This window comes from Rheinheimera pleomorphica, from assembly GCF_011634895.1.
Classification (GTDB): Bacteria; Pseudomonadota; Gammaproteobacteria; order Enterobacterales; family Alteromonadaceae; genus Alishewanella; species Alishewanella pleomorphica.
The window spans coordinates 442,634-457,222 of the sequence record NZ_SIRR01000007.1 but is presented as its reverse complement, the minus strand read 5'-3'; the positions used below and the strand labels follow the sequence as shown (position 1 = coordinate 457,222).

General features: G+C 50.9%; 16 protein-coding genes. 8 read left to right on the top strand and 8 right to left on the bottom strand.

All coding sequences use genetic code 11. From position 1 onward, the window contains the following. Positions 1 to 67: 67 nt before the first annotated feature. From EYB30_RS09065 to EYB30_RS09040, 6 genes are all read right to left on the bottom strand, one after another. Complete coding sequence (locus EYB30_RS09065; RefSeq protein WP_166838592.1) at positions 68 to 274, bottom strand: hypothetical protein; 207 nt, start codon at positions 272 to 274, stop codon at positions 68 to 70. A 420-nt stretch (positions 275 to 694) separates the two neighbouring features. Continuing rightward, the gene (locus EYB30_RS09060) at positions 695 to 1,282 is read right to left on the bottom strand and encodes a GNAT family N-acetyltransferase (RefSeq protein WP_166838591.1); all 588 of its coding nucleotides are present in this window, start codon (positions 1,280 to 1,282) and stop codon (positions 695 to 697) included. Positions 1,283 to 1,480: 198 nt separating this feature from the next. Beyond that, positions 1,481 to 2,350, bottom strand: a complete 870-nt coding sequence (locus EYB30_RS09055; RefSeq protein WP_166838590.1) for a hypothetical protein — start codon at positions 2,348 to 2,350, stop codon at positions 1,481 to 1,483. Between the two features lie 92 nt (positions 2,351 to 2,442). After that, complete coding sequence (locus tag EYB30_RS09050; RefSeq protein ID WP_166838589.1) at positions 2,443 to 2,751, bottom strand: hypothetical protein; 309 nt, start codon at positions 2,749 to 2,751, stop codon at positions 2,443 to 2,445. A gap of 108 nt (positions 2,752 to 2,859) precedes the next feature. Then, the gene (locus EYB30_RS09045) at positions 2,860 to 3,234 is read right to left on the bottom strand and encodes a hypothetical protein (protein WP_166838588.1); all 375 of its coding nucleotides are present in this window, start codon (positions 3,232 to 3,234) and stop codon (positions 2,860 to 2,862) included. An 84-nt stretch (positions 3,235 to 3,318) separates the two neighbouring features. Beyond that, positions 3,319 to 3,603 (bottom strand): MBL fold metallo-hydrolase, encoded by a 285-nt coding sequence (locus EYB30_RS09040; RefSeq protein WP_166838587.1) that lies wholly within the window; start codon positions 3,601 to 3,603, stop codon positions 3,319 to 3,321. A gap of 66 nt (positions 3,604 to 3,669) precedes the next feature. Between EYB30_RS09040 and cysM the strand changes: the two genes are divergently transcribed. The 6 genes from cysM (at position 3,670) to EYB30_RS09010 (ending at position 10,813) form a co-directional block, all read left to right on the top strand. Beyond that, positions 3,670 to 4,554 carry a cysteine synthase CysM gene (gene cysM / locus EYB30_RS09035; protein WP_166838586.1) on the top strand — a complete coding sequence of 295 codons (885 nt, stop codon included), beginning with the start codon at positions 3,670 to 3,672 and terminating at the stop codon, positions 4,552 to 4,554. Between the two features lie 107 nt (positions 4,555 to 4,661). Continuing rightward, the gene (locus EYB30_RS09030; RefSeq protein WP_166838585.1) at positions 4,662 to 5,951 is read left to right on the top strand and encodes a porin family protein; all 1,290 of its coding nucleotides are present in this window, start codon (positions 4,662 to 4,664) and stop codon (positions 5,949 to 5,951) included. 33 nt (positions 5,952 to 5,984) lie between these two features. Further along, positions 5,985 to 7,616: a BCCT family transporter gene (locus EYB30_RS09025; protein ID WP_166838584.1), complete on the top strand. Its 1,632-nt coding sequence runs from the start codon at positions 5,985 to 5,987 to the stop codon at positions 7,614 to 7,616. A 13-nt stretch (positions 7,617 to 7,629) separates the two neighbouring features. Beyond that, a complete protein-coding gene (locus EYB30_RS09020; RefSeq protein WP_166838583.1) occupies positions 7,630 to 9,489 on the top strand; it encodes a DUF294 nucleotidyltransferase-like domain-containing protein in 1,860 nt (619 codons plus the stop codon). A 2-nt stretch (positions 9,490 to 9,491) separates the two neighbouring features. Next, complete coding sequence (locus tag EYB30_RS09015) at positions 9,492 to 10,244, top strand: 3'-5' exonuclease (RefSeq protein ID WP_166838582.1); 753 nt, start codon at positions 9,492 to 9,494, stop codon at positions 10,242 to 10,244. Between the two features lie 71 nt (positions 10,245 to 10,315). After that, on the top strand, positions 10,316 to 10,813 hold the full coding sequence (locus tag EYB30_RS09010; RefSeq protein ID WP_166838581.1) for a DUF4442 domain-containing protein: 498 nt from the start codon (positions 10,316 to 10,318) through the stop codon (positions 10,811 to 10,813). A gap of 37 nt (positions 10,814 to 10,850) precedes the next feature. On the opposite strand, the gene EYB30_RS09005 is transcribed toward EYB30_RS09010, so the two are convergent. Beyond that, positions 10,851 to 11,918, bottom strand: a complete 1,068-nt coding sequence (locus tag EYB30_RS09005; RefSeq protein WP_166838580.1) for a hypothetical protein — start codon at positions 11,916 to 11,918, stop codon at positions 10,851 to 10,853. A gap of 86 nt (positions 11,919 to 12,004) precedes the next feature. Beyond that, positions 12,005 to 12,820, bottom strand: coding sequence for a potassium channel family protein (locus EYB30_RS09000; protein ID WP_166838579.1), 816 nt, complete (start codon positions 12,818 to 12,820; stop codon positions 12,005 to 12,007). A gap of 87 nt (positions 12,821 to 12,907) precedes the next feature. Here EYB30_RS09000 and EYB30_RS08995 point away from each other — a divergent pair, with 87 nt between their 5' ends. Together EYB30_RS08995 and EYB30_RS08990 are read left to right on the top strand one after the other, a co-directional pair. Further along, positions 12,908 to 13,795 (top strand): DMT family transporter, encoded by an 888-nt coding sequence (locus tag EYB30_RS08995; RefSeq protein ID WP_166838578.1) that lies wholly within the window; start codon positions 12,908 to 12,910, stop codon positions 13,793 to 13,795. Between the two features lie 116 nt (positions 13,796 to 13,911). Then, positions 13,912 to 14,532: a phage tail protein gene (locus tag EYB30_RS08990; RefSeq protein WP_166838577.1), complete on the top strand. Its 621-nt coding sequence runs from the start codon at positions 13,912 to 13,914 to the stop codon at positions 14,530 to 14,532. Positions 14,533 to 14,589: the final 57 nt, after the last annotated feature.

The window sequence follows — 14,589 nt, the reverse complement described above, 5'->3', positions numbered from 1 at the left end:
TCGCTTTAACGGTAAAAGATGGTTCTTAAATGAGCAGGTTTTTACTCAACCTGCTTGACGTGGGGAGTCATACCAACGCCTCTAACTGGCCTTCACCCGGCATCGGGTCAATCAGTACGACGCCTTTGGCGGTGTTTAACAAACCAATATTGGTCGCATAGGCCGGTGTTACTATATAAGCATCCGCTGAACGTTTAGTAACGCTAATATCTGCCGCTGCGGCAAAACTGAGCGCAGGATAGATTAACGCGATAAAAAATATGATGGTTTTCATTCAGATCCCGTTATTTAAGTAAAAGCTCAGCAACACAACCTAACCTGCTTTGCCTGGTTTGCCAATAACCTGCTATTGGCAAGGCTGCGCTTAAGCATTAACAGCCACGCCGCTTTGGGCTACACTGTCGCCAGTTTATGTTTTGCTAATTTAAGCCTCTAGGGTCAGGTCTTGCCTTTTGCTATCCACCCTAAAACTCAAAAAGACCTGACCCTAAAATTGGTTTTTGTGACCGGAACGAAATTGAGCGCATTGTTAGATGCACTCATTTACTTAGCCAGCCCAGCAAGGCGCCGAAAGCCACACCCAGTAGGCTGAACAAAGGCGATGATAGCCAACGATACTCTCTGTTTTGTTCTATCGTTCGCCGTGCTTCATTGTTTGAAAGATCTGAATTTTGACTGACACCTAATACCGCAATCACGCACTTGTCGCGTGCAGTGCATTGTTATGCGATGGCAAACCGTCACTGACAAGTCTGCCGTACAACGCGGAATCGGAGACAATACCATTAATTTCCCATCGTTGTCTTAGTAAACCCTCTCGATAAAATCCTAGTTTTTCTAATGCTTTTGCTGAGGAGTAATTGTCTGGGTCTATCTCAGCTTCAATTCGTCTTAGACCCAGTGTAACGAACCCATATTGGATCAATGCTTCCCCTGCTTCATTAATATAACCTTTACCCCAGCAAGACCGACCCAAGCCAAAGCCTATCTCAGCTCGCCTGGAATCTTTGTCATAACTGAATAACATGCACTTTCCGGCCAGTTCACCTGTAGACTTCAGATATACACCAAGGACAAGTGATTCCTGCCGCAACATCGCACTGTTGCTGTTATCTACGAAATCATAAGCATCTTGAATCCCCTTCCAGGGCTCTGTATTCCAGTATCTCATCACCTCAGGATCAGAGAATATTTCTAACAAGCTCTTTGAGTCGTCAACCGTTAAAGGTTTCAAAACCAATCTATCAGTCTCTATGACTGGAAAAAACAAACCTTCTGCCATCTATCCTCCATTTTGAAAGGCACAGTGCCGCGCCAACAAACGAGTAGCGCAGGCCACCTAACCTAAAACATTGCGCAGTAATTACTAAAGCTGTATCAAATGCAAAATGCTGAGCGTTAGAACACCCTACTGCAGGTTTTGTTACGTGTTTTCTTTGCTTTAAGCTCCGAGTAACGGGATTTACTGCTTGGGGCTTTGTTACTTGGGCCTAAGAGTTTCAATAAATTGCGCGTCTACCCAGAATATATCAACGTTATCATGGTTGTCTGGGGTCATATTTCGATTGAAAAACAGATACTTCCCATCCGCCGTTACGCTGGCAACGGCTTCCCAGCCGGCGGTGTTTATCTTGTCGCCCAAATTTATCACCTTTCCCCAGGACCCATCTTGCTGTCTATAAGTAATATACAGGTCAGAATCACCATAACCACCGTCTCTTTTACTATCAAATATCAGATAGGATTCGTCTGCGGCGATGAAGGGATGAAAACTTTTTCCACTATTGATCTCTTTCCCCAGCAGCTTGGGTGCTTCATATTTGCCATCTACCCATCGTGAATATCGGATATCACCGGTAAAATCTCGTTTGAATTCATCAAAATAGTAAGTCCCTTTTGCAGATGCCGATAGCCTCATAATAGCCAGGTTATCAAAAGGCGCGCCAAGGCTTTTTATATCCGACCAACCTTGCGCTGTCCGTTCTTTATAGCGTTTACCCAAATGCATAATGCTGCCATCAGGCGAGAAAAGCGGAGTACCTTGCCTGGCTGAAAAAACGGCTTCCTGCCATCTGTTGTCGATACGTTTAAAAACAACAATTTCCTGCTTTTTGTTTTCCTTGCTATTCCGAATAAAATAAAACTCGTTCAGATCAGGCGTGAAGACGCCACTAACCTCCCAACCTGCGGTAGAGACAATACCGGGTGCAAAAACTTCCGGCGTCGAACCGGGTAGTTTTTGCCCAAGGTAAGGGCCGATTAGCGCTGGAGATTCGTTTTCCGCATAACTTTGGCCAACGATAAATAAAGCTGAAAACACCAGAGCCGCTGACATATAAGTTCGCTGCATAATTTATCCTTATTAAAAGCGGGTTGATATAGCATTTAACCTAATCAAACTGGCTCTAAAATACCTGACGTCTTGATGAATTTCGGATGATTTTATGCTGATCGCGGTAACTCAAGCCCCGTATGCTGTTCAAGCAGGGCGATCTCTTCTGCTGTTGCGCTGTTGTTTAATTCGAGCAGATTAAAACCGCCGCGCGAATTGAAGATGGTTGCCTGGTCAGCCTTCTCACTTCTGGTCATGCAGTAGTTAAGAACGGCTTCCTGGGTAAAAGGCCAAAGGGATGTAAACTGACCATCTTTGTGCAATTGGATGTAAGTTTCAAACCAGCGATGCCATTGTTCAAGAAAGTAGCCTTCCGCTACCGGAGCAGTAATGATGTTAAGCAACTCGTCTGTATTCATGTCACATCCAGATTGTAATTAATTATCGGTCAACATGGTCAATTATTGGTTTTTAATTGTACGGCTGATGTCTGATGACTTTAGTCTTCAGGATCACAAGATATTGCGCTAACCGATGCTGAGATTTTTTTTCATTCTGACAGCAATTTGCTCTGTGCTGATTGCTGTATTTGATACTTCGATGTCTGTTACATTTGAAACACAGATCGTACCATCGAACTTTACTTCCCGGTAAATTTCCACTGGTCTGGAACAGACACAATAAGCCAGAAACTCTTCATCGCCATCGGTAACAAAACTGTAGAAGATGGTATCAACGAAGTTGTGAAGCTTTACCGGTTCGTTGGAGTAAAAAGAATCAATATTAACAGTAACGCCGGTTCCGGTGGCATCTTTTACCAGTTGCTTCAGCGCACCGGCATAAAGAAGATCGTCGGGTATTTCAACGTCTTCAATTTTTCCTACACTTACAGTACTTTTCATTGCTTATTCACTTTTAAATGCATTCATACAACAGGCTCTTACCAGAAGGTTGGAACATCTCTGAGTGTATACCGGTCAGGGAGCTCATCGGTAACTACCAGCTGCAATAAAATAGCCATTGCCACCGCTATGATCGCTATGCGCATGGGTGTTGAAAATATAACTGACGGGCTTAGCAAAGATACTATTTACCAGCGTATTTAACGCATCCAGCTGGTGTTCACCCGGCATCGGGTCAATCAGTACCACGCCTTTGGCGGTGTTAAACAAACCAATATTGGTCGCATAGGCTGGTGTTAATTTATAAGCATCTGCTGAGCGTTTAGTAACGCTAATGTCTGCCGTATTGGCAAGGCTGCGCTTAAGCATTAACAGCCACGCCGCTTTGCGCTAAACTGTCGCCAGTTTATGTTTTGCTAATTTAAGGTACACCCAATGAGCTTTCCCAGCATTGAACATCTTGTCGGCCAAACCCGCTTGGTCAAATTGCAGCGGATGGCGGCACATACCAACAGCACTGTACTGTTAAAGCTCGAAGGCGATAATCCGGCGGGTTCAGTAAAAGATAGGCCGGCGCTGAATATGATAGTGCAGGCTGAAAAACGCGGCACGATAAAGCCCGGCGATCGCATTATTGAAGCCACCAGTGGTAATACCGGCATAGCGCTGGCGATGGCAGCAGCGATTAAAGGCTATAAAATGACACTGATTATGCCGGATAACGCTACCGAAGAGCGTAAAAGCGGTATGCGCGCTTATGGTGCTGAGCTTATCTTAGTCACCAAAGAGCAAGGCATGGAAGGCGCGCGTGATTTAGCTTTGCAAATGCAGGCCGACGGCAAAGGCATAGTGCTGGACCAGTTTAACAACCCGGATAACCCGGCGGCGCATTATGCCAGCACCGGGCCGGAGATTTGGCAGCAAAGCCAGCAGCAAATCAGCCATTTTGTTAGCAGCATGGGCACTACCGGCACCATTATGGGTGTATCGCGCTTTTTGAAAGAGCAAAACAGCGCAATTCAGATTATTGGCCTGCAACCGGCTGAAGGCGCCAGCATACCGGGCATCCGCCGCTGGCCCGAGGCTTACCTGCCAGGCTTTTTCGATAAAAGCCGGGTTGATCAGATTATCGATATTGCACAAGACGATGCGCTTACCGCGATGCGCCGTTTAGCCCGTGAAGAAGGCATCTTTGCCGGTGTCAGCTCTGGCGGCGCGGTGCATGCCGCGATTAAACTGGCCGAGCAACATGATAATGCCGTGATCGTGGCGATAATCTGCGACAGAGGCGATCGCTACCTGTCGTCCGGTATTTACTAAGCCCTTGTTTGTCTGCCTGTCTGCCTGCGTAATTTGGCCTTAGCGCCAGATTACGCTATCCTTATAAGCCCTTCTGCTTTAAATCTGATACAAAATAAGGATTTACTATGCTCTCACTTCGCAGTATCAGTCTGATTGCTGCCGTTGGGCTATGGCATTTTTCTGCCCAAGCTACTGAAACCGACGATATTAAACAACAACTGGCGACGCTAAAGGCGCAAATTGCTGCGCTGGAACAACGGCTGGCCGAACAGGAAGCGGTAGTGGCCAAACAAGCGCCGACAGCAGAGCCTGCCACTGAGGCCGGTAGCATTGATAAAGCTGACAAGACTGAAGAGGGTATCCGCTTAGGCGGCGCTATCCGCACCAATTACAGCCATACGTCATACAGCGACGGCAATAAAAACCGTGGCGGCGACTTTGCCTTTGATATTTTCCGCTTGAATTTAAACGGCAGCATTGGTGATGTGCTGCTTAATGCCGAGATCCGCTTTTTTGATTATATGACGGCCGTTAAGTATGCCCATGTTGGCTACCAGTTAAATGATGACTGGCAGGTGCAGGCCGGCATTACCCAGGTGCCTTTTGGTAACTGGCCGTATAACTCGCACAATTGGTTTTTCAGCACCAACTATTATATCGGCCTGGAAGACGACCATGATTTAGGCTTGCTGTTTAAACGCCGGCTGGCAGATAACTGGCAGCTGGATTTGGGCTTTTTTAAAAACGATGAACTGGGCGGCGTCGAGGGCTATGTCAGCAGCCGTGCTGACCGTTACTCTTATGATGTGGTCGGTTTCCGTCAGAGCGACGACGGTATTTATGACGACCCGGCGCAGCCACTGGGCGAATATAACACCCTGGCCGGCCGTTTTGCCTATCAGCTTGAGCACAGCACGGATTTTACAACGGAGCTGGGTGTCTCTGCGCTGGCCGGTGGCCTGCATGATGGCCAGCGCCGTGCCGGCAGTTACAACGCCTGGGCGCTGCATGTAAACAGCCATTATCAGCGCTGGAACCTGCAACTGCAGCATGGTGAATACCATTACGACATCGACGATATCGATCGTATTGCCGTGGGCGCTTACGCCTTTTACGACAGCATAGCGGCCAAAGCGAAAACCAGCACGATTAACCTGGCCTATAGCCTGCCGGTCAGCTTTGGGCCAGTCACCGCGCTGCAGTTTTATAATAACTATGGCCTGGTATACGACAAGTCGGATAACAGCCGCGATACCATGATGAACGTCACTGGGGTATCGGTAGCGGCCGGCGGCTTATTTACCTATTTTGATTTAGTGCATGCGAAGAATCAGCCCTTTGTGGGCGGCAGCGCCGCTGGCGACAGCAGCGAAACCGAGCGCCGCTTTAACATTAATATTGGCTATTACTTTTAACGCTGCTCTGGCTAAGCGGATAAGGATAACAAGATGAGCGCAAACAAAGATCCGATGATCCCCGACGGCGACGTCAACCCGATAGACACCGATTATCAGATTGGCCAGGACAATATCCTGGTCAAGGTCGGCCCCTTTGGCCTGGATATCCATAACCGGGTATTTCTTATCTCAGCATTAGTGGTCATTCTGTTTGTGCTGCTGACGATCAGTTTTCAGCAACAGGCTGAGCCGGTATTCAGCAGTCTGCGGGCCTGGCTTACCGCCAACCTTGACTGGTACTTTATTTCTGCGGCCAATGTGTTTGTGCTGCTGTGCCTGGGGCTGATTATTTCGCCACTGGGCAAGGTGCGCCTTGGCGGCACTGAAGCCACACCGGATTTTAGTTATCTGGGCTGGTTTTCAATGCTGTTCGCCGCCGGCATGGGCATAGGGCTGATGTTTTATGGCGTGTCTGAGCCGCTGTCACACTTTGGTAGCGCCCTCGGCGGCACCAGTGTTACCTATGGCGTGCGCACCGATTGGGCACCGCTGGCAGGTGCGGCCGGTGATGCCGCCGCTGCCGAGCGGCTGGCAATGGCCGCGACTATTTATCACTGGGCGCTGCATCCGTGGGCGATTTACGCCATACTGGCGCTGGGCTTAGCGCTGTTTTCCTTTAACAAAGGCTTACCGCTGACCATCCGCTCAGTGTTTTATCCGCTACTCGGTGAGCGGGTATGGGGCTGGCCCGGCCATATTATTGATATTCTTGCCGTATTTGCCACCTTATTTGGCCTGGCCACCTCGTTAGGTTTAGGTGCCTCGCAGGCGGCGGCCGGTTTGCATTACCTGTTTGCCCTGCCCGAGAGCCTGACCACGCAAATCCTGTTGGTAATTGGTATTACGTTAATTGCGCTGGTGTCAGTGGTCGCCGGGCTGGAAGCCGGCGTAAAACGCTTGTCTGAAATTAATATGCTGCTGGCGGCGCTCTTGCTGCTGTTTGTTATTATTGTCGGGCCAACGCTGGCCATCGCCACCGGCTTTGCCGCTAACCTGGCCGCTTACCTGCAACATTTACCGGCACTGGCTAACCCGCTGGGGCGTGAGGATGCTAATTTTGCCCAAGGCTGGACCGCCTTTTACTGGGCCTGGTGGATCAGCTGGTCGCCTTTTGTTGGCATGTTTATCGCCCGGGTTTCACGCGGGCGCACGGTGCGTGAGTTTTTAATTTCGGTATTACTTATTCCGTCTCTGGCCTGCGTGCTGTGGATGACCGTCTTTGGCGGCACGGCTATCAGTCAGCTGGTGCAACAAGGCTATGAAGCGGCAGCCAATGCTGCGCTGCCGCTACAGCTGTTTAGCATGCTCGACGCCCTGCCCTGGGCTCAGCTAACGTCGTTTATTGCCATCATTCTGGTGGTGGTGTTTTTTGTCACTTCATCCGACTCGGGCTCGCTGGTAATAGATACCATCGCCGCCGGTGGCAAGGTGAACGCCCCGACACCCCAGCGGGTATTCTGGTGTTTATTTGAGGGGCTGGTGGCCATAGCGTTAATTCTGGGAGGCGGCCTGGTGGCGCTGCAGGCGATGGCGGTGTCAACCGGCTTTCCGTTTAGCCTGGTATTGCTGGCAGCCTGTCTGGCGGTAGTAAAAGGCTTAATGTCTGAACCGCGCGCAGTCTGAGTAATACACCGCTATGGACATAGAACAAATTGAAATTCTTGAATTTCTAAAACGCCATCCGCCGTTTGCGCAACTGGACGACAGCCAGCTGACGGTGTTGGCGCAGCGTATCGATGTGGCGTACTTTAAAGCCGGCAGCGAGATCCTGCGCTTTAACGAGCCACTCACTGCACTGTACCTGATCCGCAGCGGTGCAGTAGAAACCTTCCGCCGCAATGGCGACTTATATAACCGCTTAAGTGAGGGCGGTATTTTCGGCGAACAGGGCTTGCTGCGTGGCGGCAAGGTACGTTTTCCCGCTACGGCGCTTGAAGACACGCTGATATATCTGATCCCCGATACCGACTTTCAACAGCTGTTTGACAGCAATGAGTTTTTTGCCGATTACGTTGAAGTGGGTGACACCGAGCGGCGTAAATCAACCAAAGCCGCCAAGCAGGCCGAAGCCGACCTGCACAGCGCCCAAATAAGTACCTTGCTGCAGCGCGAGCCGGTTTGCCTGGCGGCCAGTGCCAATGTCTGGCAGGCCGCGCAAACCATGACAGAACACAGTGTGTCCTGCCTGTTAATCCTGCATGATAACGACGCTGAACCGGGAACCCTGGCCGGTATTATCACAGACCGCGACATCCGATCGCGTCTGGTGGCGCCGGGGCTGAAATCTGAAACCGGCGTCAGTGCTATTATGACGGCAAACCCGGTTACTATTACACCGCAGCAATATCTGTTTGAGGCCATGATGCTGATGCTGCGCCACAATGTGCATCATCTGCCGGTAGTGCGCCAGGGCAAGCCTATTGGCGTACTGGCGCTGTCAGATATTATCCGCTACGAATCGCAAAACAGCCTGTTTGTTGTCAGCAGTATTTTCCGCCAGCAGTCGGTAGCAGAGCTCAGCGCCCTTAGTAAAGATGTTAAGGCCTGCTTTGTACGGATGGTGAACGAAGATGCCAACTCACAGATGATAGGCAGCGCTATGGCCGCCATTGGCCGCAGCTTTAAGCAGCGCCTGCTGGAGCTGGCCGAGCAGCAACTTGGCCCGCCGCCGGTGCCGTATTGCTTTTTAGCGCTGGGCTCAATGGCACGCGACGAGCAGCTTATTGTTACCGATCAGGACAATGCGCTGGTACTGGATAACCGCTTTGACCCCGCGCTGCACGACGGCTATTTTCAGCAGCTGGCGGCCTTTGTTTGCGATGGCCTGGCGCAGTGCGGTTACAGCTACTGCAGTGGCAACATTATGGCGACCAACCCACAGTGGCGCCAGCCGCTAAAGGTATGGCGGCAATACTTTACCGACTGGATAGAGCAGCCCAGCGCCGAGCGCCTGCTGCACGCCAATATCTTTTTTGATCTGGACGCCGTTTGGGGCCAGAGCCAGTGGGCTGACGAGCTTAATCAGCTGATCACCGGCAAAGCCCGCAGCCGGCCACAGTTTCTGGCCTGTATGACCCGTAATGCGTTGCAACGCACGCCACCACTGGGTTTTTTTAAAGACTTTGTGATGGAAAACGATGGCCGGCACAATAACAGCTTGAATATAAAACGCCGCGGCACAGCGCCAATGGCCGATCTGATTCGCGTGCATGCACTGGCGATTGGCTCGACGGCAACCAACTCCTTTGAGCGGCTGCGCGATATTATCGCCGCCAGGGTGCTACCAGCGGGTCGGGGTGAAGATTTACGCGATGCCTTTGAGGTTATCGCCATGAGCCGCATCCGCCAGCAGGCGCTGGCGCTTAGCGGCGGTGAAATACCGGACAACAACCTGATCCCCGAGCGCTTATCCGAATTTGAGCGCAAACATTTAAAAGAAGCGTTTTCGGTGCTGAGCAATGCCCAGAAATTCGCCAAATTTCATTTTCGGGCCTGAATATGCTGTATCTGGGCCCCACGTCATTACAGTCACCGGCCAGGCATCCTGGCGCTGAGCGCATCACAGACTGGCAACAGTATTATCAGCAACAAGCCGCCAGCAGCAGTAACAGCCTGCTGCGGCAGTTTTATCAGGCCGGTATGCTAGCAGGCGATACAGCAATAAAAGATGTACCGCTGCTGGCGCTGGATATTGAGACCACCGGCCTGGACCCCGCCAACAGTGGCATTGTCAGCCTGGGGACAGTGCCGCTTAACCTGCAGCGGATATACAGCTCCCAGGCCCGGCAATGGCTGGTAAAACCGCGGTTTGCCCTTAGCGATGAGTCGGTTACGCTGCACCGCATCACCCATTCCGATATCGCTGGCGCGCCGGATTTGAGCGACATTTTGCCGCAGTTATTACAACAGCTGGCCGGCAAAGTGGTGGTGGTGCACTATCGCGGCATAGAGCGGCCGTTTTTACAGGCTGCCGTTAAAGCACGTTTGGGCGCCGGACTGTTGTTTCCGCTGATCGACACCATGCAGCTAGAGGCACGGCTGCACCGCCAGCAGCCACTCAGTTTCTGGCAAAGGCTGCGCGGCCAGCGGCCGGTGTCTATCCGTCTGGCCGACAGCCGCCTGCGCTACGGCTTGCCGCCTTACCGGCCGCACCATGCCGTCACCGACGCCTTAGCCTGTGCCGAGCTGTTACAGGCTCAGCTAAGCCGCTATTACCGCGCTGACACGCCGCTAAGCCAGCTGTGGTGTTAAGCCCGGCGTCCACTTGCTTTTATGCCTCTGGCTTGGCATAGTGCGCAAAAGCCCAAACAGGTCAGACCACAATGAGCCAACACAAGCCAAATAAATTGCAGCGTATTGTCAACAAATGCTATCAGTTACCGGTATTTATGCAGGCTTTTGCCTTAAGTACGGTATTTGGCCGGGTGATTAAATTCGCCGGTACCGCCGGTGTGGAAGTGCTGGAGCTTAAAGGCGCCCGCTCGGTGTTGCGGCTGAAAAACCGTAAAAAAGCACAAAACCATATCGGTTCAGTACATGCTGCCGCCACTGGTTTGCTGGCTGAATCTGCCACCGGTTTTTTGGTTGGCATTCATCTGCCCGACAACAAGCTGCCGCTGCTAAAACAAATGCAGATTGACTATATCAAACGCTCGAGCGGTGACTTAACGGCAACCGCCACCCTCACCGACGAGCAAATCGCGGCAATGCACAATGAGGATAAAGGTGAAGTTATGGTAGCGGTCACTATTACCGACAGCGCCGGTATTGAGCCGGTCAACGCTAACATGACCTGGGCCTGGGTACCGAAAAAGCGCTGACATTGATATCAGCGCTTAGCAGCCCCCTATTACCAAGCTATTGCCGGTCGGTTAGCTGATAATCAGCCGCCGGGCTAAACACACTATCGTGCACCAGCTCTTCTTTCAGGTAAGTAATGTCGTACAGGTAATGGAATAGCGGCTTTTTACGCCATTCATCCAAAATTTTCTCTTTTTGCTGGTTCACAAAGCCTGACAGCATACTCTTAGCGGCATCGCCCAAACCGCCGGTCAGATCGACGCCGTTATTTTGCGCCGCGCTACTGCGCTTTTCCTGACAGGCCTGAGCATTACGATACCATTCCATTTTGATAGAAAGCGGGTAGCCTTTAATTTTACCCAGCTCTTTTAAAAAGCGGTTGTACTGCTCTTTATCCGTATTTTCAATATCACCGGTTACGGCAGCCACGGCCATATAAGCCTCTTTGCCCAGCAAGCGGATTAACGGATTATCCGTAGCGTTTTGCGCATAGCCGGTTTGAAATTCGCGCTGCACCTGCCATGCCTGCTGCATTTCAGCCTGCGGCGTGGTGGTCCAGAAGGTCATCTGTGCCAGATTGGTGTCTTTTTTCGCGCGGCTATCCTGCATCACGACTTGCCATTTAACCTGGTATTCTTCTGCCAATACGTTGGCGATAGCCCTTTGCTGGCCGGTTTTCTCAACGCTAAAGTCGTTGCTAACCAAATCAACGGTACAGCCAAGAGATTCATAACTTTCGTATTGCTCATCTTGCTCTGATGACGCCTTTAGATCGGCAAAACTAAAGGTGGTACAACCGGAAAGCGGGCATTCGCTGTATTGTTTTTTATCATGATCCAGCAAATAGCTCAGCTGAGTATCAATGCGGGCAATCTGGCCGGTATGGCTATTGGCCCAGCGCATCAAAATATTATTGTACTTGGTATCATGATCCAACCGGCGGCGGTCTGAGCGGGTATACACCGTTTGTTTACCATTAAACTCGGGCAAATATAAGCCATTAATATAGTAATCGGCTTTCATTACCATGGTCGGGTTTTTCGGTGTGCTATCAACCGTTTTAGTGGTAGAGGCACAGCCACCCAGCGCAGCAGTCAGTGCTATGCACAGTAAGCTGGTTTTCATACTCCGTTGCATATTTACATTCCCAGTTCAAAAACAACGCCGAATTATAACAATGCAAAACAATGCTGCAACGGTTAAATATCATATTACTCGCGGTTAGCTGAACCTTTATCACGCTCAAGTATTTTCGGCAGCTTGCGATGCCGCTCTTTAGCGGTATTAATGGCATCACTAAAGGCAGACGCCAAAATACCGGTGGGCACGGCAATAATACAGACACCGGTAATTGCCGTAACACCGGCCAGAAAGCGCCCCAATGCCGTGATCGGGTACACATCGCCGTAACCAACAGTGGTTAGCGTTGCGATAGCCCACCAGGCACTGCGTAAAATAGAGCCAAACGCCTCGGGCTGGTGTGGTCCTTCCACCAAATACAGCAGTGTAGAAGAGATCAGCAGCAGCAGGCCGGCAAAGATGGCGCTGACCAACAATTCATAGCCTCGGCTACGCACCGCTTCGATAATGCATTCCATTGCCATCGAGAAACGGCCCAGTCTGGCCAGTTGTAACACCCTAATCAGCAACAATAAACGCAGTAAAATACCGCCATTGCCCAGATAAACCGAAAAGGCCACCATCACCGCCATCAAATCAGCTATGGCAACCCAGGACAGAACATAGCGCCAGCGACTGCGTACTTTATCATTTTCAACACAGGTCCAAACCCGGGCGCAGTATTCCAGCAAAAATAGACTGCCAAAGGCCAGCTCAGTTAAACGAAACCAATGTTCGTTGCCCTGGTAAATTTTCACCTCGGTTTGCAACACTGCGGTAATAATGCCAACAATAATAACAAAGGTAATCAGAGCATTAAGCGGTGTAAGGCCCTCGCGCGGGTTAAGCTCGGGGTCAAGTTGCAGCGCTAGCTTTTGCCGCCAGCTATGGCGAGTTGTTGTGTCCATCGGTCGTTTTGGCACCCTGATTTATTATCTGGCTTAAGCCTGATGCTGTTTTTATAATACGCTACCCTGATTTGATGAGCTAACGCTTTGTCTTACGAATATCTGGCGCTGGCTGCCGCCGCCTGCTGGGCCTGTGGCAGCCTGATGTCGGCCACCGCCTCTACCCATTTAGGGGCCTTTGCCTTTACCCGCTGGCGTATGCTGTGCGCGGCTATCATGCTGTGGCTGATTGCTGCGGTTAGCGGCGGCTGGGTAACGCTGGCCATCGACAGTCTGGGCTTATTAGTTGTATCCGGCATTATCGGTATTTTTATCGGCGACACCGCCCTGTTTGCCGCGATGAACCGCCTGGGCCCGCGCCGCGCCGGCGTGTTATTTGCCAGCCACAGTCTGTTCTCGGTCATACTGGCCTATATCTTCCTTGGCGAAACCCAATGGGGCTGGACCTTAGCCGGCAGCAGCTTACTGATCAGCGGCGTAATGATTGCCATCTTTTTTGGTAAACGCAAAACCGAGCTACACGCCTGGGAGGCTAACCAAAGCCAGCTAAAAAGTGGCGTCGCGCTCGGCCTGTTGGCCGCACTGTGCCAGGCGGTAGCCACCTTAATGCTAAAGCCGCTGATGGAAACCGAAATTGATGCCGTAGCCGCATCGGCGGTACGGATGAGCACCGCCTTTGTATTGCATCAGCTGATTTTTATGCTCGGCTTTAAAGTGGCCCGCGCTTATTTACCGATGAATAAGAAAGTGTTTTTACTGGTGCTGGCCAATGCCGCCCTGTCGATGGTGCTGGGCATGACCTTAATACTGCAGGCTTTAAAATACGGCGATGCCGGTATGGTGGCGGTGCTATCTTCTGTCAGCCCGGTGCTGGTACTGCCGCTGCTATGGCTGGTATATAAACGCAGCCCGGCTATAGGCGCCTGGCTCGGGGCTGCCCTTACCGTGCTGGGTACCATCCTGATACTTAACTAAGCCGCTACCGCTATTCAATATTTATCATAACTTTATCGGCACGCTTTAGATTGTTGCTACCTATAGTGTTGTCGTAGCCAGAGCTACAATCTTAAGCACAGATAAAGGAATTTAATATGGATGAGTATATTGGTGTCATAAAATTATTCGCTGGTAACTATGCACCTGTTGATTATATGTTTTGTAACGGACAAGAACTGCCTGTTTCACAATACCAGGCGTTATTCTCAATTTTGGGCTTTGCCTTTGGTGGTAATGGCTCAAGTACTTTTAAACTGCCAGATCTGCGTGGCAGAGTACCATTAGGCGCAGGCACCGCGGTTACCGGCACAAACTATGCGCTGGCACAAAATGGCGGCCAGGAGACAGTGGCTTTGAGCCAAAATCAAATACCTGCGCATACGCATACCGCGGTAACCCAACCCATTTCATTTACCGGCTTAACCGCAACAACGACAGTAAATGCAGGCACGGCGGGTAACGCAACTAACGATCCTACCGCGGCTTACTGGGGTAAATCACCTGCTAGTGGGCCAGCGCAGGCGCAAGACTATACCGACAGCAAAAATGTCACTATGGCGTCTGATGCAGTGCAAGTGCAACTTAGTGGAGCACTGGGCACCGCCAACGTTGATGTCGGTGCTACAGGTGGTGGTGCTGCGCACAACAATATGCAGCCCTTTCTGGCATTAAACTACATTATCTGTGTTAACGGAGTATATCCACCGCGCCCTTAATATTACACGCTGAGAGCCGGAAAACTGCGGCTCTTCGCCCTTACTCCGGTGAAACCA

What these genes read in the sequence shown, in the direction of transcription:
- EYB30_RS09065 (WP_166838592.1), bottom strand. Translation starts at nt 274, where the DNA reads ATGAAAACCATCATATTTTTTATCGCGTTAATCTATCCTGCGCTCAGT.
- EYB30_RS09060 (WP_166838591.1), bottom strand. Translation starts at nt 1,282, where the DNA reads ATGGCAGAAGGTTTGTTTTTTCCAGTCATAGAGACTGATAGATTGGTT.
- EYB30_RS09055 (WP_166838590.1), bottom strand. Translation starts at nt 2,350, where the DNA reads ATGCAGCGAACTTATATGTCAGCGGCTCTGGTGTTTTCAGCTTTATTT.
- EYB30_RS09050 (WP_166838589.1), bottom strand. Translation starts at nt 2,751, where the DNA reads ATGAATACAGACGAGTTGCTTAACATCATTACTGCTCCGGTAGCGGAA.
- EYB30_RS09045 (WP_166838588.1), bottom strand. Translation starts at nt 3,234, where the DNA reads ATGAAAAGTACTGTAAGTGTAGGAAAAATTGAAGACGTTGAAATACCC.
- EYB30_RS09040 (WP_166838587.1), bottom strand. Translation starts at nt 3,603, where the DNA reads ATGCTTAAGCGCAGCCTTGCCAATACGGCAGACATTAGCGTTACTAAA.
- cysM (WP_166838586.1), top strand. Translation starts at nt 3,670, where the DNA reads ATGAGCTTTCCCAGCATTGAACATCTTGTCGGCCAAACCCGCTTGGTC.
- EYB30_RS09030 (WP_166838585.1), top strand. Translation starts at nt 4,662, where the DNA reads ATGCTCTCACTTCGCAGTATCAGTCTGATTGCTGCCGTTGGGCTATGG.
- EYB30_RS09025 (WP_166838584.1), top strand. Translation starts at nt 5,985, where the DNA reads ATGAGCGCAAACAAAGATCCGATGATCCCCGACGGCGACGTCAACCCG.
- EYB30_RS09020 (WP_166838583.1), top strand. Translation starts at nt 7,630, where the DNA reads ATGGACATAGAACAAATTGAAATTCTTGAATTTCTAAAACGCCATCCG.
- EYB30_RS09015 (WP_166838582.1), top strand. Translation starts at nt 9,492, where the DNA reads ATGCTGTATCTGGGCCCCACGTCATTACAGTCACCGGCCAGGCATCCT.
- EYB30_RS09010 (WP_166838581.1), top strand. Translation starts at nt 10,316, where the DNA reads ATGAGCCAACACAAGCCAAATAAATTGCAGCGTATTGTCAACAAATGC.
- EYB30_RS09005 (WP_166838580.1), bottom strand. Translation starts at nt 11,918, where the DNA reads ATGAAAACCAGCTTACTGTGCATAGCACTGACTGCTGCGCTGGGTGGC.
- EYB30_RS09000 (WP_166838579.1), bottom strand. Translation starts at nt 12,820, where the DNA reads ATGGACACAACAACTCGCCATAGCTGGCGGCAAAAGCTAGCGCTGCAA.
- EYB30_RS08990 (WP_166838577.1), top strand. Translation starts at nt 13,912, where the DNA reads ATGGATGAGTATATTGGTGTCATAAAATTATTCGCTGGTAACTATGCA.